This is a genomic window from Taibaiella helva (genome assembly GCF_003545695.1).
In the GTDB taxonomy this organism is placed as follows: Bacteria; Bacteroidota; Bacteroidia; order Chitinophagales; family Chitinophagaceae; genus Taibaiella; species Taibaiella helva.
The window spans coordinates 110601-128448 of the sequence record NZ_QUZZ01000013.1; the positions used below are offsets into that span (position 1 = coordinate 110601).

15 protein-coding genes are annotated in these 17848 nt (G+C 50.2%); 10 read left to right on the forward strand and 5 right to left on the reverse strand.

The annotated features are described in order from the left end of the window. The first annotated feature begins 8 nt into the window (after nucleotides 1–8). The 5 genes from DZC79_RS18020 to DZC79_RS18040 all read left to right on the forward strand — a co-directional run bounded on the left by DZC79_RS18020 (nucleotide 9) and on the right by DZC79_RS18040 (nucleotide 6068). Nucleotides 9–569, forward strand: coding sequence for a K(+)-transporting ATPase subunit C (locus DZC79_RS18020; RefSeq protein ID WP_118952999.1), 561 nt, complete (start codon nucleotides 9–11; stop codon nucleotides 567–569). A gap of 27 nt (nucleotides 570–596) precedes the next feature. Beyond that, complete coding sequence (locus DZC79_RS18025; RefSeq protein WP_118953000.1) at nucleotides 597–1709, forward strand: outer membrane beta-barrel protein; 1113 nt, start codon at nucleotides 597–599, stop codon at nucleotides 1707–1709. Nucleotides 1710–1748: 39 nt separating this feature from the next. Continuing rightward, the gene (locus tag DZC79_RS18030; RefSeq protein WP_118953001.1) at nucleotides 1749–3077 is read left to right on the forward strand and encodes an outer membrane beta-barrel protein; all 1329 of its coding nucleotides are present in this window, start codon (nucleotides 1749–1751) and stop codon (nucleotides 3075–3077) included. A 145-nt stretch (nucleotides 3078–3222) separates the two neighbouring features. Next, entirely contained in the window at nucleotides 3223–4347 is a 1125-nt protein-coding gene (locus DZC79_RS18035; RefSeq protein ID WP_118953002.1) for a sensor protein KdpD, read from the forward strand. Beyond that, on the forward strand, nucleotides 4344–6068 hold the full coding sequence (locus DZC79_RS18040) for a sensor histidine kinase (protein ID WP_118953003.1): 1725 nt from the start codon (nucleotides 4344–4346) through the stop codon (nucleotides 6066–6068). Before DZC79_RS18035 ends, DZC79_RS18040 begins: the two co-directional genes overlap by 4 nt. A 121-nt stretch (nucleotides 6069–6189) precedes the next feature. Here the strand turns inward: DZC79_RS18040 and DZC79_RS18045 are convergent, their stop codons facing one another. Continuing rightward, nucleotides 6190–6768: a YdeI/OmpD-associated family protein gene (locus DZC79_RS18045; protein ID WP_118953004.1), complete on the reverse strand. Its 579-nt coding sequence runs from the start codon at nucleotides 6766–6768 to the stop codon at nucleotides 6190–6192. Nucleotides 6769–7080: 312 nt separating this feature from the next. Between DZC79_RS18045 and DZC79_RS18050 the strand changes: the two genes are divergently transcribed. Together DZC79_RS18050 and DZC79_RS18055 are read left to right on the forward strand one after the other, a co-directional pair. Beyond that, nucleotides 7081–7452 carry a hypothetical protein gene (locus DZC79_RS18050; protein ID WP_118953005.1) on the forward strand — a complete coding sequence of 124 codons (372 nt, stop codon included), beginning with the start codon at nucleotides 7081–7083 and terminating at the stop codon, nucleotides 7450–7452. A 141-nt stretch (nucleotides 7453–7593) separates the two neighbouring features. Beyond that, nucleotides 7594–7962: an iron chaperone gene (locus DZC79_RS18055; RefSeq protein ID WP_118953006.1), complete on the forward strand. Its 369-nt coding sequence runs from the start codon at nucleotides 7594–7596 to the stop codon at nucleotides 7960–7962. Nucleotides 7963–8242: 280 nt separating this feature from the next. Here the strand turns inward: DZC79_RS18055 and DZC79_RS18060 are convergent, their stop codons facing one another. Genes DZC79_RS18060 through DZC79_RS18070 form a run of 3 tightly spaced genes read right to left on the reverse strand, consistent with a single transcriptional unit; the run spans nucleotide 8243 to nucleotide 11069 of the window. After that, a complete protein-coding gene (locus DZC79_RS18060; protein WP_118953007.1) occupies nucleotides 8243–9796 on the reverse strand; it encodes an FAD-dependent oxidoreductase in 1554 nt (517 codons plus the stop codon). A gap of 41 nt (nucleotides 9797–9837) precedes the next feature. Then, nucleotides 9838–10653, reverse strand: a complete 816-nt coding sequence (locus tag DZC79_RS18065) for an AraC family transcriptional regulator (RefSeq protein ID WP_118953008.1) — start codon at nucleotides 10651–10653, stop codon at nucleotides 9838–9840. 11 nt (nucleotides 10654–10664) lie between these two features. Continuing rightward, nucleotides 10665–11069, reverse strand: coding sequence for a VOC family protein (locus DZC79_RS18070; RefSeq protein ID WP_118953009.1), 405 nt, complete (start codon nucleotides 11067–11069; stop codon nucleotides 10665–10667). A gap of 25 nt (nucleotides 11070–11094) precedes the next feature. Between DZC79_RS18070 and DZC79_RS21370 the strand changes: the two genes are divergently transcribed. From DZC79_RS21370 to DZC79_RS18085, 3 genes are all read left to right on the forward strand, one after another. Then, on the forward strand, nucleotides 11095–11271 hold the full coding sequence (locus DZC79_RS21370; RefSeq protein WP_157977254.1) for a hypothetical protein: 177 nt from the start codon (nucleotides 11095–11097) through the stop codon (nucleotides 11269–11271). Between the two features lie 26 nt (nucleotides 11272–11297). Next, nucleotides 11298–11819 carry a hypothetical protein gene (locus DZC79_RS18075; RefSeq protein WP_118953010.1) on the forward strand — a complete coding sequence of 174 codons (522 nt, stop codon included), beginning with the start codon at nucleotides 11298–11300 and terminating at the stop codon, nucleotides 11817–11819. Nucleotides 11820–12398: 579 nt separating this feature from the next. Next, nucleotides 12399–17201, forward strand: coding sequence for a RecQ family ATP-dependent DNA helicase (locus tag DZC79_RS18085; RefSeq protein ID WP_118953012.1), 4803 nt, complete (start codon nucleotides 12399–12401; stop codon nucleotides 17199–17201). A 523-nt stretch (nucleotides 17202–17724) separates the two neighbouring features. On the opposite strand, the gene DZC79_RS18090 is transcribed toward DZC79_RS18085, so the two are convergent. Next, the coding region (locus tag DZC79_RS18090; protein ID WP_157977255.1) for an integrase core domain-containing protein at nucleotides 17725–17848 on the reverse strand (124 nt) is incomplete at its 5' end.

The following is a 17848-nucleotide window of genomic DNA, read 5'->3' on the forward strand; positions in this document are numbered from 1 at the left end:
ATTCAACAATGAAACAATTCCTCTGGCCTTCCATCAAGCTTACTTTATTAAGCCTCCTCCTGCTCTCCGGCGTCTATACGCTTATCCTGCTGGGCGTCGCACAACTGGCGCCCGGCAAGGGAAAGGGCGAGCTGATCGCATGGAAAGGAAAGACGTATTACGCCAATATCGGCCAATCCTTTACCGACGACCGCTACTTCTGGTCCCGGCCTTCGGCTGTGGGTTACAATGCATCGGGCAGTGGCGGCAGCAATAAAGGGCCCAATAATCCCGAATACCTGCAGACCGTAAAAGACCGTATCGACAGCTTCCTGGTGCACAACCCGGATATCGGCCGGGCGCAGATCCCGGTGGACCTGGTAACTGCCAGCGGCAGTGGGCTCGATCCCGATATCTCCCTGCAGGCCGCCAAAGTGCAGGCGCCCCGTATCGCCCGCCTGCGCGGCATTCCCGAGACCAGTCTGCTGGCGCTCATCGACAAACAGACGGAGCAACCCCTGCTGGGACTGTTCGGGCCGGCAAAGCTAAATGTGCTCCGGCTCAACATGGCCCTGGACAACCTGAAATAAAGCGATTCCTAAGATCAACGACCAACAATGAAAAGAACCTTTTTTAATCTTATCCTGATAGGCTGCTGCCAGGCGGCTTCCGCCCAGCTGGTAGAATTTGCGCCCACCGGCGATACCGACCAGGCCAAAGTAACGCTGGAAGGCTATATCGACGCCTATTTTGCTTTCGATGGCGCGCAGCCCAGCGATGCCAACCGTTCCTACTTCGTATCCCAGTCACGGCACAATGAGTTCAACATTAATATGGCTTACATCAGCCTTAAGTTCAGCTCCGAAAGAGTACGTGCTACCTTTACACCAGGCTTCGGCACTTATATGAATGCCAACTACGCGGCGGAAAGAATGACGCTGAAGAATATTATCGAGGCCAATGTCGGCGTGCGCCTGTTGAAGCATAAAGACATCTGGCTCGATGCCGGTGTGCTGCCTTCGCCTTATACCAACGAGACCGCAATCTCTTTCGATCAGCTTACTTACAGCCGCTCTTTCGCACCGGAATATGTGCCTTATTACCTCAGCGGCGCCCGGCTGACGCTGCCCTTATCGGCAAAGATCAACCTCTACCTGTACCTGCTCAACGGCTGGCAGACCATAGAGGATAGCAACACCCCGCTGGCCTTCGGCAGCCAGCTGGAATACAAGCCCGGCAATAAGCTGAGCCTCTACCTGAATACTTATTACGGCAACGAGCATTCAGCCGCCGCTCCGGCCAACCGCGAGCGGTATTTCATCGACGGCTATGCCTTGTACAATCCCACTTCCCGGCTCAACCTCAGCTTCTCGGCCTATGCCGGTAACCAGGTAAGAAAAGACGATGGGCGCGACAACCGCAGCGACAATCTTTGGTGGCAGGTCAATGCAGCCGCACGTTATATCTTTGCACCACGGCAATCGTTCTCGGCAAGGGTAGAATATTTCAGCGATCCTAAAGAGGTGATGATCGTGCCGGTTACGGGCGTAAAAGGCTTTGATGCCGCCAGCGGCTCCCTGGGCTATAACTTGTCTGTAACCCGCAATGTGCTGTTCCGGCTGGAAGGACGCTATTTCCTTTCCTCCAGGGAAGTATTCGGCAGCCCGGGCGACGGACCGGGCAAAAAGGACAATTACCTGCTCATTAGTGGTCTCACTGTTAAATTCTGATCCCGTAAATCTTATTTCTTTAAAGCATTTTTCTTAAAAATGAAACGTCATTTCCTTAGCTCCCTTTGTTTGACCCTTGCCCTGTCGGCCCCTGTACTGGCCCAGGAGGATACCACTGCACCTGCGCCCAAGATACCTTTCGACGGTTATGACCTGAGCTGGATCAACGGCCAGAACCGGCAAACCGATTTTCCCCTGACGCTGAAAGACGGCAAAGGAGAAACGATACTGACCGCAGTCGCTTATGTCGATGCTTATTTCAATTACGACTTCAACCGTCCCCAGGACAATACACACACCATCTCCTCGGCGATCGGCCGCAGCAACGAGTTTACCATCAATATGGCCAGCCTCGGCGTGGAAACCAATTATAAGAACATTATCGGAAGGCTCTGGCTGCAGGTAGGACAAATGGGCGCCATTGTGCAGGACCTGGACGGCACCGTGAGCCATGGCCGCAATACCAGCCTCGCCAACCTGAAATACATCAGGGAAGCAGCCGCCGGCTACCACTTCAATAAGTGGTACGGCATCAATGTGGAGATGGGTATCTTTATGAGCTATATCGGGCTGGAAAGCTATGTGCTGGGCGAGAACTGGAGCTACCAGCGCAGCCTGGCCTGCGATTTCACGCCCTTTTATTTCCAGGGCGCCAGGCTGCAGGTCTATCCTTCCAAAAAGTACAAAACAGAGCTGTGGCTGCTGAACGGCTGGCAAAGCTATAACGGCTGGAATTCGGGCATCGGTATCGGCAACTCCAACTATTACCGCCCCAATGAGAACATACAGCTGGTGGCCAATTTTTACCTGAACGGACAAGACACCCGCAACAATCCCAGGGTGCGCCGCTTTCATCACGACAACAGCATAGTAGCCCGTTATTACAAGCGTAAGGATAGCAAGGGCATATCCCAGGCGGCTTTCAGCATCAACAATCACTATGGTTTCCAGAGCGGCGGCGGGGTAAAGGCCAGCGAGAATTATATGCTGGGTACCTCGATCGCCAACCGCGTCTGGTTTTGCCGGAACAAGCTGGCCGTAACCCTGCGCGGCGATGTGGTAACCAATCCCGGCGCCTACCTGGCGTTTTCGCCTTCGCCGGTAGCGGACAATGATTTCAACGACGCCCTGGCTGCCGGTAAAGACCTGCGCATGTTCCAGGGAACAGTGACCTTTGATGTGATGCCCAGCCAGTTTATGACCTTCAGGCTGGAATACGGCTACCGGAGCAGCAATATACCATATTTCGCGGGCCGGGGCGGCACTACCAGTCCCGACGGCTGGGTGGATACCCCCGTGGGTACCTGGCGCCCCGACCTGCAGAAGACCGACAGCCGATTAACGTTGTCGATGAACTTTAGATTATAATCCTCGTCACCCTGAGCGAAGTCGAGGGGTGAGCGGGCAGGCTGGGCTACATTTTTTGTCGTACTTTGACTGTACTCAGTAAAACAAAACTTTTGTTCCGGGTTTCCATCCCGGCTATGTCCACATAATAAAAAAACCTGCAGCCATGTCCGAAGACAGGAAAACGGCAGAGCATTTTTTGAACCTCATCAAGCGGTCGAGGAGGGGCAAATTCAAGATCTATATCGGCATGAGCGCCGGTGTGGGCAAGACCTTCAGGATGCTGCAGGAAGCAAAAGCCCTGCTGAAAAACGGAATAGATGTCAAGATCGGCTATATCGAAACGCATAATCGTGCCGAGACGGCGGCTCTGCTGGAAGGCCTGCCGGTGATCCCGCGGCGGAAGCTGTTTTACAAAGGTAAGGCGCTGGAAGAGCTGGACCTTCCGGCCATCATCAACCTCAGGCCCGAAGTAGTGATCGTCGACGAGCTGGCGCACAGCAATATCGAAGGCAGCAAGAATGAAAAGCGCTGGCAGGATGTGATGGAAGTGCTTGATGCAGGTATTAATGTCATCAGCGCTGTAAACATACAGCATATCGAAAGCCTGCATGAAGAAGTAAAGAACATAACCGGCGTCGATGTTACCGAGCGTATACCGGATAAGGTGCTGGGCATGGCCGATGAAGTGGTCAATATCGACCTTACGGCCGAAGAGCTGATCGACCGGCTGAGAGAAGGCAAGATCTACCCGGCGGATAAGGTACAGACTGCACTCAACAACTTCTTCCGCAACGAGCACATCCTGCAGCTGAGGGAGCTGGCTTTGAAAGAAGTGGCCGGGCAGGTGGTGCGGCAGGTTGAGACGACTGTGCTGAAGCATCCCGGTATAAAGCGGGAGCGCTTCCTGGCCTGCATCGGCAGCAACAGCAGCAAAGCCAAGCGGGTGATCCGCAAAACAGCCCGCCTGGCCGGCTATTATAATGGGGAATGGCGAGTGCTGTATGTACAGACACCACGTGAAAATCCGGATAAGATCGCGTTGGACAAGCAGCGGATGCTTATTAACAACTTCAAGCTCGCGACCGAGCTGGGAGCCACCGTGATCCAGGTACAGAGCCGCAGCATTCCTTCGGCAATTATCGAGCAAGCCATGCAAATGAAAGTGACCACTGTGTGTATCGGGAAGCCGCATATCAGTCTTCTCGATGTAATTTTGTCGACGGGTATTTTTAATGCTCTGCTGAAAAAGCTGTCGACTGCCGACATTGACCTAATTATTTTGTCATGAAGATCAAACAAAAGCTCACCCTGGGCGTTGGCCTGCTGTTCCTGCTCATTATACTGCTGACCGTAGTAAGCATCTGGTATATCAATGCGCTGAAGCGGGATACCAACAATATCCTTACCGCCAATTACAATACCCTTGAGTATTCCCGCAACATGATACTGGCGCTGGACGAGCTGAAAAAAGATGCCGGCGCGCTGGGCACCTTCGAGCGCAACCTGGAGCTGCAGCGGCAGAATGAGACGGAGCCGGGCGAGCGGGAAGCGACCGAGCTGGTGGTGACCCATTTTGCCCGGCTGAAGGCCAATCCCGGCGACAGCCTGCTGAAGCCGCAGATACGGAATGATATTTCCCGGCTGATGCTGCTCAATATGAAAGCGATCAAGCAAAAAAGCAGCATAGCCGACAATACGGCCGAGTCGGCGACGATATGGATCACCGCCTCGGGTACGCTTTGCTTTCTCATCGCCTTTGTGCTGCTGGTCAATCTGCCCGGGAGCATTGCCGATCCGATAAGGCAGCTGACGGCAAGCATTCAGCAGATCGCCTCCGGCAATTATCATGAACGGGTTCACTTTGAAAGCCACAGCGAGCTGGGGCAGCTGGCTACCTCCTTCAATACCATGGCCGAAAAGCTGGAAGAATACAATGGCAGCCGCCTGGCTGAGATATTGGTAGAGAAAAAACGTATCGATACGCTTATCAACAATATGCACGATCCGGTGCTGGGCCTCGATGAAAAGGGGAAAGTGCTCTTTGCCAATGACGAGGCGTTAAAGATCACCGGCCTGAAGAAAGAAGAAATGATCGGCCGCGAAGTGCAGCAGATCGCGCTGACCAACGACCTGGTGCGCGACCTGGTGGGCGATATCGACCAGGAGCAGGTAAGAGAAGCCAGAAAGCCGGCACTGAAGATCTATGCCGACGATAAAGAAAGCTATTTTGAAAAAGAGATCATCCGCATCGGCGTGGTGCCTACCGGGGAAAGGGAGAAACGGGATATCGGCTCCGTGATCCTGCTGCGCAATGTGACGCCGTTTAAAGAGCTGGACTTTGCCAAGACCAATTTCATTGCCACGGTATCGCATGAGCTGAAGACGCCTATTTCCTCTATACAAATGAGCACGCAGCTGCTGAAACATATGCAGACAGGTCCGCTGAACACCGAACAATTGCAGCTTGTGGACAGTATCGATGAAGACAGCGGCCGCCTGCTGCGGATTACCCGCGAGCTGCTCAATATGACACAGGTCGAGTCGGGGCATATACAGCTGAACATTGCCCCGGGCAACACCTGGGAAGTGCTAAAATATGCCATAGACGCTACACGTACACAAGCTGAACAAAAACAGATCCGGATCACGCTGGATGCCGACAAGGATATTCCGCCGGTGCATATGGATACCGAAAAAACGGCCTGGGTGCTGACCAACCTGCTCACTAATGCCATCCGCTATTCGCCCGAACACAGCGAGATACTGATCACGCTGAAGCAAAAGAACGGAGAGGTAACCTATTCCGTCAAGGACCATGGGAAGGGTATTGATCCGCAATATCGTCAGAAAGTATTTGACCGGTATTTCCAGATCCCTGGTAGCCCGAAATCGGGCAGCGGGCTTGGATTGGCGATCAGCAAGGAGTTCATCGAAGCGCAGGGCGGGCATATCGGTGTTGTTGCAGGCCAGGGGCTGGGCAGCACTTTTTATTTCGGCTTCCCGGTGTGAATTAACTGTTGCTGCAACATCGCGGTGCAATACCTGTGCTCACCCAAGGCACAGCGGCACTAAGGGTGAGCATATCTTTCCTAGCAGCGGTGCGGTGATGCTGTGGGAAATTAGGAACAGATTATTTCTTGTATTTATTGTCTTTAAACATATTGGTGCCGGCAGCGCTGTCTGTGATCAATGCCTGTAGCCGTTTCTGGCGGGTGGCATCCTGGCGTGCGCCCAATACCCAGTTGGCGGAAGACTTGCGGTAAGAAGGGGCCAGCGCCTGGAAATATTTCCAGGCCGATTTGTTCGCTTTAAATTGCTTTTCCATTTCCGGTGGCAGGTTCACCTCGGCATTTTCGTGGGCATAGCGCCCGGTATTCTCCTGCTTGCGGTTGCGGAAGCTTTCCAGCCCGGCCGGCTGCATACGGCCTTCTGCTGTCAGGGCTTCTATCTTTCGGATGTTGACAGCGCTCCAGATGCTGCCGGCTTTGCGCGGTGTGAAGCGTATCTTATAGCTGTCTTCATCGATAGTGGTACGCACGCCGTCGATCCAGCCGAAGCACAGCGCCTCATCCACCGACTGCGACCAGGTGAGCGTAGATTTCCCGGTATGTATCTTATAAAAACCCACTACCAGCTCAGTAGCGGTACGATGGTGCTGCCGCAACCATTTGCGGAAGGCGGCTGGGTTCGGAAAAAAGACCGGGGACATAAGGGGGCTAAGGTTTTAAGCTAAAGCAAGGCCTGCCGGTGAAGGTAAGTAATCGGGAAAAGATTGCCGTATATTTTAGAGAAAAACACAAGCCGCTATCTCCTGTACGAAACGGGCAACAACGCAGGCAGGTCAAGAGGGCAGGGTAGAAATACCCGTTTTAAAATACGGGTGAAAATGCGCTGATATCCGGCTTCGTTTTGACGGACATTTGTGTTGCGATCGCAGGTCGTAATACTCGTAATACGGGATGCGAAAGCCGGGAAACCGAAACCCGTAAATAGTAGGATAAACCTTCAAAAAAATCAAACTATGGGCTTTTATGGAAGTCAGCCGGTAGATCCGGCCAAAACAACTGTCACTTACCTGTGGACAGGATTACGTACCCCCGGTATCTTTATTGTTGAAGTGCAGGGCGACGCTCCCAACTATTCTTATGGATTTACCCTGACCCGCGATGCGCATTTCGTAGGCGGTCTGAAGATCGATTCTATGGGCTGGACGGGCCCCCTGGCTAAAGGGACCACACCTTATGTATCCAAAGGCTCTTTCCCCGGGCAGTTCCAGGCGCAGATTGTGGTCGCGGGCTCCAACGGCTCTTTCCTCATCCCCGTCAGGGAGATTCCGCATGAAGAAGTGGACAATTTCATAAAATCGCAGGCGGAAGCAGCAGTACCGGCTTAATGTTTTTCCTGCCGGATAAAAAAGGTTTATTCTACGGGTGTAGGATAAACCTTTTTTGCGCGCTTGCTACCTGATGGTGCATCGCTTCTTATTGGCCGCCTGCCTGCAATGCTGTATATTTATAGCCCTAAAAGGACAACCATGGCCAGGACGGATTTCAAAACCATAGACGAATACCACAACACTTTTCCTGCCGGGACGCAGGAAAGAATGCAGCAGATCAGGAAGATCATTAAAAGCGTAGCGCCCCAGGCCGAAGAGGTGATCAGCTACCAGATACCGGCCTTTAAGATCGGCAGGCACTTCCTGATCTATTACTCGGCCTATGCCAGGCACATCTCCCTTTCCAGCCCCTGGAGCGCGGCCTTGCTCAACGCATTTGCTTCCGAGCTCAAAGACCTCAAGGTAAGCAAGTCGGCCATCCAGCTGCCCGGCGACAAACCTTTGCCCACAGCCTTTATCAAACAGCTGGTACAGTTCAGGAAAAAGGAGATTGAGGAGAAGCAATAACCATTGCCTGCAGGGGGACGTGTCTCCGGACATAGAGCGCTATGCTCATCATTGTTATAAACATTTGCGGTGTGTAGCGAAGGCACGAACCACAGTTACAAGGGTTCGGGCGCTTGCAGAACAGGCCGCTCCTTGCTATTCCTGCTTTCATTATGCTTACCACCTGTTCGTCATGAATGAAGGGGAGACATGGGCATCAACAAGGAGATAAGCATGGTCTTCCCTTTGACATTAAGCTCATCGCCTGAAGCGTATGCTGCTTTTCTCGACTGGCTACCAATCATACTGCGCTGCGTACAAACCAGCGATCGGCCGCCTTTTGAAGCGCTTCCATATCCGGAGCGTTATCCGCCGCCCAGGCAACAAAGCCGTCGGGCCGCACCAGCAGGGCGTTTAAGCCTAAGCGGTCCCGGACAGAGCCTGCAACATATTTCAGCCCGTAGCTTTCGGCCAGCGTTTTAAGCGAAGCATACCCTTCAAAGTCGAGCAACATGCCCCGGCCATCCTGCATCAGGCTGCCGGTGCGGCTACCATCTTCCCAGCTAAAATCAGGAAGGCTATGCCCGGCCAGCGGATGATCGCCATCGTGTGGGTAAGCCATATGTAAACCCCATACTCTTCCGGCAATGTAGGTAGCGCCGTCAGGGGTATGTATCAGGTCGCCGACTACTTCACGCAGCGCACGGGTATTGGGGGCGGGCCGCATCAGGGCCACCTGGGCGCGCGACCAGTCCAGCACCAGTGCGCCGATAGAGTGGCGCTCGGTAGTATAGCTGCCGAGCAGGTCTTCGGGGGCCCGGCCTTTAAGTGTTGCTGCCAGCTTCCAGCCCAGGTTCATGGCGTCGCCCAGGCCCAGGTTCAATCCCTGGCCGCCCAATGGCGAATGAATGTGCGCGGCGTCGCCGGCCAGCAGTATGCGTCCCTTGCGGTAAGTGGTCGCCTGCCGCGCCCGGTCGGTCCAGGTAGTAACAATATGCAAAGTGCTGATCGTAGCATCGGTGCCGGTAATGCGGCGCAGTACAGCCTGCAGGTGATCCGGCGTAACCGGTTCACCCGAATTATGAAAAGCGCCTTCGTCAAAATCCTGCAGGATGATATAGCCCGGCTGCGATTGCAGATACATCCCTTCTGCTGTGATATTACGGCCGGGAAGCAGCATCCCGGAATCAGCGAGGTCGATGCGGGCAGAATAGCCTGTAAACTCCGGCTCCGTACCGGCAAATGCAAAGCCTGCCGCTTTACGCACCGCGCTGCGGGCGCCATCACAACCCACTAGCCAGCGGGCGGTAAAGCACTGACCGCCAGCCTCAACAGTTACCACATCTGCATTTTGCTCAACGCCTGTAACGGCCAATCCGCGCAGGATACGGACACCTAAGGCCTCGGTTCGACGGGTGAAGACCCTTTCCAGCTCAGCTATTTCAGATAGCAGATGCGTGCCAGGTGCGCCCGGCAGGCGAACGGGCCATTGTGCGGTATCGATATCTTCAGCGTAAAAGGGAATACCGGCGAAATGCCCCGCCTGGCGGCGGGTTGCGGGTTCCTCTACCGGTCGGCTATGCGGATCTTTCACCTGCTTGTGCAATTCCAGCTCTTCCAGCAGGCCGCGGCGGTAGAGGGCGTCAATAGTGGGTGTAGAAAGACCCCGCATGCCGAAGGGAAGCTGCTTAAGTGGTGACTGCGAATCCCCGGCCTTTTCCAGTACCAGCACCGAACAGCCGGCCAGCGCCAGTTCAGCGGCCAGGAACAAGCCTACAGGTCCTGCCCCGGAAATGATAACATCGTAGATAGATTGTTTTTGTGCGGAAGCTTGCGCTTCAAAGCCTGCGTTCATAAAGACATAATTGAAATGCAAAATTGCATCCGGCTTTCGCCTTAGTCTTGTACAAACGCGACAAAATCCCTGCTCATGGCCTGTTGCCGTTCCCGGGCCTTCCGCGCGAAGGCTGCCGGTGTGGTGCCGCTGTAACGCCTGAACTCGCGGCTCAGGTGCGATTGATCGGTATAGCCCAGTTCCAGGGACAGGCCTGCAAGGTTCACTTTCGGATCGTGCCACAGGCGGTTGCGTACCAGCTCAAAGCGCATGAGGCCCGATACGTCCTTAACCGTATGGCCCGACGATTGCCGGAACCTTCTTTCCAGCGTGCGTATCGTCGCATGCGCCGCTGCCGCCACGCCGCTTACCGGCAGGGTGCCGCCCGCTTCCTGCATAGCCAGGCCTGCCTTAAACAACATACTGTCCACAGCGATATGCGATCGCAGTGTTTCAAAGTATTGCCGTACCTCGCTCAATGCTTCTGTCAGCTTATCCGCGCTCACCAGGGCCTGCAGCTTATCCTGCAGCCGGGCGACAGGATGCTCAAACACCTGCACCCCTTTGCCTGAAGGCAGTCCCAGCAAGTCGAACACCGTCCAGGGAAAGCAGCGGACACCGATGATCTCCAGTCGGCCATGCGCCCTGAAATGTGCCGGCTGGTTGAGCAGGCCCATTATAAAGGGGGAGGGCAGGGGCTTCCAGCCGTTTTCCCGGGCTATGCTACAGCCGTTGCCGAAATGAAAGATGATCTCTGCATAGCCATCGGGCACCACCTCGAAGTCCGGAGCGGAAGCTGCAAACGCGCGCCGGTTGTACCAGAAGCATTTTATCGTATCCCGCAATCCTTCGGGCGGCTCAAATTCCCGGTGCAGCATGGCCTGCGCTTTTATGTCGTTGCGTTAGGCTCATCCGGTCCGTCTATAGGTTCCCACAGCTCGATAATATTCCCTTCCGGATCCAGGATGTGAACAAATTTACCGTAAGGATATTCGGCGATCTCATCTACCACCGTTATCCCGCTTTGCTTCAGCTCTGCTACCAGGCCGGCGATATCGGCCACCCGGTAATTGATCATGAAAGGCCTTGTCGAAGGATTGAAGTACTGTGTATCCTGCGGGAAGGTACACCAGGCCGTGGAGCCCGTCTTCGACGGATCATCGGCCTGTCGCCATTCAAAGGTGGCGCCGTAGTCGCCGGTAGGCAGGCCCAGGTGCCGGGCATACCATTCGTTCATCGCCTTAGGATCATCGCATTTAAAAAACACACCGCCGAGGCCCGTTACTTTTTGCATAGTTGAATGTATTGGAGTATTTGCAGTGATAAAATTAAAGAAGGAAAAGGAGGAAGTGAAAATAAAAAGGAAAAACAAAGGCCTGGCCGGCAATACCGGCCGTCAGCTCGTGGTGCTTCAGCAGCCCGTATTTAACCAGTGTCTCTTCCCATGGCTGAGCGCGATGGTCCGCTATCGTTCTCTTTATGATTTCTGCGGATAAATATTACCTATCTTTAACCAAGTAGTATGAAGCGTTATTTAATCTCTGAAAAACTGGTTTTTATGAAATTTTGGAATGGCTTTGGTACATTTTGGATCATCTATTTGCTGTTTTTTGCAATTGGGCTGCCACTCGTTATCCATTACGCAGGAGATCATCATCAAAGCGATTACCAGATGATTCATACATCTGCCGGCAAAGCATTCATTTTGCTTGGCGTGGGCACGGTACTTTGGTTCATTGTATTCATTTATTACATCAAGCAGTTTTTGATTAATCTTCTTTTCATTGGAATAGACCGGCGGGTGGTGAAACAGAATGCCAAAACCATAGTGCTTACTGTGGTTGGGCTGCTGTTATTGATTGCTTTGGCAGCAGGAATATTGGTTTATACGTATATATATGAAAGCCGTGGCTATGGTTGGCGGTACCTGTATTTTTGGCATCCTTACATCCTTATTCCCGGCTCTTTTATCTTTTATTTCGGTCTTTTATTGGGTGCCAAAGGTGTTTTTTCAAAATATTTGGGCAAAGTTGTAAAGCCATAATAGTTTGCCCGCAAAGAGAACAATTATGTTGCGCTCGACAATATACGGTTGCTATAATTATAGTTGACAGTGTACATTTGATTGATAATCAGAAAGCTGGTTTTTGTTTTGTCCTATAATGTTTTCGCATTATGTTCAATAGCCGCCTCTTTAAAAATTTTGCCTTTTGTGCGGTGGCCTCTGCGTGAGGGATAGTAGCGAAAAGCCTGCAGCCGCGAGGACTTGCAGCGGATAGCCCGACCCCAGCCTTGCACAAAAGCATTGATAACTACAATGGAGGCAGGGGGCACGCCCAAATCATCCACAACGTGTACCACCAAACGGTGGAGTAGTAGGTGGGCCTGGGTTAGCGGCGAAGCCGCCTGCAGTTCTTGTGTTTTAATTTTATTTTACCCACAGTTCTGTTAATAATAAAAATATTGTATGATTCATTTTGGGAACAACCTTGTTCATTGTACTCTAAAAGAGGATCTTGAGAAAAGTACAATGAGCAAGGCAGGTTAAGATAGAAAATGACAAATGTGTTTAAATTGAATAGATTGGGTTATTTTAGAGGATATATACCACTACAACCACAAAATGACCTCTATTGCCTTTTTTGATATTGAACTAGACACAACTGGCAAACAATTGCTTGACATTGGCTGTATTTTATCAGATGAATCCGGTTTTCATAAGAACCAGCCGGGCGAGTTTGAGCAATTCATGGCTTCATCCGATTTCATTTGCGGTCACAATATTATAGCGCACGACCTGGCCTTTTTGCAAAAACATTTTGATAATGCCGGCTGGGGGCTAAACAGGGCTATTGACACACTGTTGTTTTCCCCTTTATTATTTCCCAGGCAACCCTACCATCACCTGCTGAAAGATGACAAGATCCAAACAGAGGAATTGAACAACCCTTTTAACGACGCTAAAAAAGCCAGAGATCTGTTTTATGATGAGGTAGCAGCTTTCCAGGCGCTGGACGATACATTTAAAGCTATTCTTTACGGGCTTTTGCATGATCAACACGGCTTTGACAATTTCTTTCGATATCTCCATTATACCAATCCCGTAAACAAAGAACAGCTTCAGGCCAGTATCAACAGACTATTTCAAGATACAATTTGCAAGGAAAGTGACCTTTGCTCTTTTATCGATACATCCCCCGTTGCTTTAGCCTACGCACTATCGTTGCTGAATTGCGACGATCGTTTTTCCATTACGCCTCCCTGGGTACTGAAGAATTATCCTGAAGTAGAAAGGTTGCTTTTCCTGATGCGGAACAATCCCTGTGTGCAGGGATGCTCGTATTGCAAACTTGCCCTTGATCCTGTACGGGCATTAAAAAAGCATTTTGGCTTTCCTGCTTTCCGCAAGTATGGCGATGAACCGCTACAGGAAGATGCCGTTACGGCTGCTATCCACGGGCAGTCTATTCTCGCTGTATTTCCCACCGGGGGCGGTAAATCCATTACCTTCCAGGTGCCGGCACTAATGAGTGGCGAAAATGCAAAAGCCCTGACGGTAGTGATAGCCCCCTTGCAGTCGTTGATGAAAGACCAGGTGGATAATCTTGAAAAGAAGGGTATTACAGAAGCCGTTACCATTAATGGCCAGCTGGATCCTATTGAGCGGAGCAAGGCCATTGAAAGAATTGAGCAAGGGTTTGCCAGCCTCCTGTATATTTCGCCCGAGTCGCTCCGCTCCGTTACCATAGAGCGATTATTGTTGAAGAGAAAGATTGCAAGATTTGTTATTGATGAAGCCCATTGCTTCTCTTCCTGGGGGCAGGATTTCAGGGTAGATTATTTATATATCGGCGACTTTATCAAAAATCTGCAGCAAAAGAAAGGGCTTGATTATATCATACCTGTGTCTTGCTTTACGGCTACAGCAAAGCAAAAAGTAATAGAAGATATCAGGGCTTATTTCAAAGAGAAGTTGAATCTGAGCCTAACTGTCTTTAGGGCCAATGCGTCCAGAACCAATCTGCATTACAGTGTTTACCGTAAAGACAATGAAGAAGAAAAGTACAACCAGTTAAGAAGCATCATTGAAGCGAAGAACTGTCCCGCTATTGTATATGTATCCCGAACCAGAAGAGCTTATAAGCTGGCAAAAAGGTTAGTTGACGATGGGTTTTTAGCCAGGCCCTATCATGGCAAAATGGACAAAGATGAAAAATCTAAAAACCAAAATGCCTTCATGTCCGGCGAAGTTAATATCATGGTGGCCACTTCGGCATTTGGCATGGGAGTCGACAAAAGCGATGTTGGCGCTGTAATTCACTATGATATTTCCGACTCCTTGGAAAACTATGTGCAGGAGGCTGGCAGGGCCGGTCGCGATGAAAAGATCAACGCCGATTGTTATGTGCTATTCAATGAGGAGGATTTAGACAAACACTTCATCCTGCTAAACCAGACAAAGATCAGCAGCAAAGAAATTAACCAGGTATGGAAAGCCATAAAAGAGTTGACAAGAACCAGGGACCGGGCTTCCAATTCGGCACTGGAAATAGCCCGGAAGGCCGGCTGGGATGATGGTATCAAAGAAATTGAGACAAGGGTAACTACGGCCATTGCTGCGCTGGAAGATGCCGGGTATCTGAAACGGGGGCAAAACATGCCGAGGATTTTTGCCAACAGCATTCTCAGCAAAAATGCGCAGGAGGCTATTGATAAGATCAATTCCTCAGAAAAATTTTCAGACACACAGAAGGTGCAGGCTGTGCGGGTCATTAAAAAACTGTTTTCCAGTAAAAGTAAAAGACTCGCCACCGAAGAAGAACCGGAATCAAGAATTGATTATATCTCAGATCAGTTAGGAATAGTAAAAGAAGAGGTGATCCGGGCTGTCGAATTGATGCGGGAAGAAGAAATACTGGCCCAGACAAGAGACCTTACGGCTTTTATTAAGAGAACAGAATCTGCCAATAAATCATTAGCCATCGTTGACAATTTCAGGAAACAGGAAGAACTTTTATGGACGCAATTAAAAGAAGGAGAAGTGGCGTATCATCTCAAAGAGATCATCGAACTGTTTATCCAGTCGGGCATCAAAGACAGTTCACTCAACAAGCTCAAAACGATCCTCAACTTCTGGGCCATCAAAAACTGGATCAAGCGCCACAACCTTGAATACTCCAGGAACCATGTGCAGATTGCTTTATTGATGGATAAAGCGGAGTTCCGGCAAAAGCAGGAAAACCGGCATTTGCTGGCCAGGCTGATTACAGAATACCTACATGAAAAGGCTGCAGTAGCGGTAGCTGATAACAGGCAGGGAGAGGTATTAATAGAGTTTTCCATACAGGAGCTAAAAGAGATGATAGAAAAAGGGCAGGGGATGTTCGCTCTAAAAGCCGGAATTGATGACATTGAGGACAGCTTGTTCTACCTGTCGCGGATAGAGGCCATTAAAATTGAAGGCGGTTTCCTGGTGGCGCATAACAAACTCACCATCGAGCGGATCGAAAAAAACAACCGCATACAATACAAGGAAAATGACTACGAAAAACTAAAACAATTTTACCAGCAAAAAGTACAACAAATACATATTGTAGGGGAGTATGCCAAAAAGATGATCCGTAACTACCAGGAAGCATTGCAATTCGTGGATGACTATTTCAGGTTGAATTACACCTCCTTCTTATCCAAATACTTTCCAGGCAGCAGGCAGGATGAAATCAAAAGAACCCTTACGCCTGAAAAATTCATGAAATTATTCGGAACACTTTCACCGGCTCAGTTACAAATTATCAATGACTCGGCCAACCAGTACATAGTAGTAACAGCTGGGCCAGGCAGTGGAAAAACAAGATTATTGGTGCACAAGCTGGCTTCGCTGCTCTTGGCCGAAGATGTAAAACATGAGCAATTGCTGATGCTTACTTTTTCCCGGGCTGCAGCCACCGAGTTTAAGAAACGCCTGATAGAACTGATAGGCAATGCAGCCAATTTTATAGAAATAAAAACTTTTCACTCTTATTGCTTCGATCTGTTGGGCAGGGTAGGCAGCCTGCTGGAGGCCGAAAACATTATACAAACAGCAGTAGCAAAAATAAGGATTGGTGAAATAGAACCCTTCCGGATTACGAAAGCGGTATTGGTAGTGGACGAGGCCCAGGATATGAACCCGGCAGAATATGAACTGGTAAAGGCCCTGATGGAGCAGAACGAAGACATGCGGGTAATACTGGTGGGCGATGATGATCAGAACATTTACGGATTCAGGGAAGCAGATGCAGCGCACATGCAAAACCTGATTACGGAAAAAGCTGCCGTTAAATATGAACTAACGGAGAACTACCGGAGCAAAGACAATATCGTATCGTTTGCTAATAGCTGGGCAGCCACCATCAACCAACGGCTAAAAACAGAACCTTGCTTTGCCAGACAGCAGCAACATGGTCATATTCATATAACCCGATATGCACAGGGTAATATCATTGTTCCGCTTGCCGGTAGCATTAGCAAGGCAGCCCTATCGGGATCCACCTGTGTGCTTACCCAAACAAACGATGAAGCCATGCTGTTCTCCGGATTGCTATCACAACAGGGCGTTCCGGCAAAACTCATCCAGTCGAACGACGGGTTTAATTTGGGTAGCTTATATGAGCTTCGTTATTTTTCGGATATCATTTACGACAATGCCGACAGCCCGCTGATAACCGATGAGGATTGGGACAATGCCAAACGTCGGTTAAATGTGCATATCAATACCAGCACCAGGAAGGAGCTGGCAAACGCCATCATCAAAACATTTGAAGAAGCGAATACGGCAAAAAAATACAAAAGTGACTGGAAAGCTTTCCTGTTCGAATCTAAAGTGGAGGACTTTGTAAGTATAGATGCAGAAGTGGTATATGTGTCTACTATCCATAAAGCCAAGGGCAAGGAGTTTGATAACGTGTACCTATTATTAAATCATTTTGCTCCTGGTACAGATGAACATAAGCGGCAATTTTATGTGGCCATCACCAGGGCCAAATCCAACTTATACATACACTACAATGGCAACTATCTTCAATCCTTTTCCATAGATGGACTTGTGCTTGATGAGGATAGCAACGAATATCCCGAACCGCAGCAAATAGTCGTGTACCTGACCCTTAAGGATGTTCAATTATGGTATTTTGAGCAGATTCAGCATTATATAAACAACCTTTTTAGCGGAGCATCGCTTCAGCTGCAGGAAGATGGATTGGCAGATTCCCAAGGAGCGCAAATACTTAAATACGCCCAAAAATTCAGGGAAGTTTTGAACAGGTACGCCGAAAAAGGATTCAGGGTTGCAGCCGCCAAAGTAAACTTTGTTGTGTATTGGAAAGATGAGGCTAAAGGCATTGAATCCAGAATAATATTGCCCAGATTACTGCTGAAAAAGGTTTAAGCTTTTAAGAATAGTATCCGCCATATTTAATAGCGCCGTCCCGCCCCAAGCCCGCCAACATATCAATAAAAAGAAAGGATAGGGGCACGCTCTCGTAAACCCTAATATGCCTGACCATATGCCTAATCCACAGACGACAATAACAACCCACAATACGGTGGGCTTGGTTAGGGTGGCGAAGCAGCCAGGTGGTCTTTTATCCTTTTCTCTTTTTCTTTTGGGGCGTATCCCCGATATGGGATGGAGGGGAAAATGTAACACTGATACAGCTTGCAGCCTTAGCGTACATAATAACCTCGCTGTTCTAAACTCCATACCGGGGCCGGGCTATTCGCTATATCTTTTGCGGGCCGGCCTTTACACTCATCCCAATAGGCCCGCAAAAGGATGCCGCTGCTATCCTCCACGCGGGAGTGTAACCCTCCCTATTATCGGACTGGGGCAAACCTAACTACTTAAAATTACTTTTTTGTTTTGACCTATAAACCCTGGAGCCTGAAAAGAAAAACTAGGTGCTATTTTGTCAGGCTAGTGGAGTTTGGTTGTTAAGCGCCTCATGAGGCCGTAGCTTATTATAATCCTCCATCCACTCTTCTGTAAGGATACGTACCTGCATCCTATCTTCAAATAAATAGGCATTGAGTACG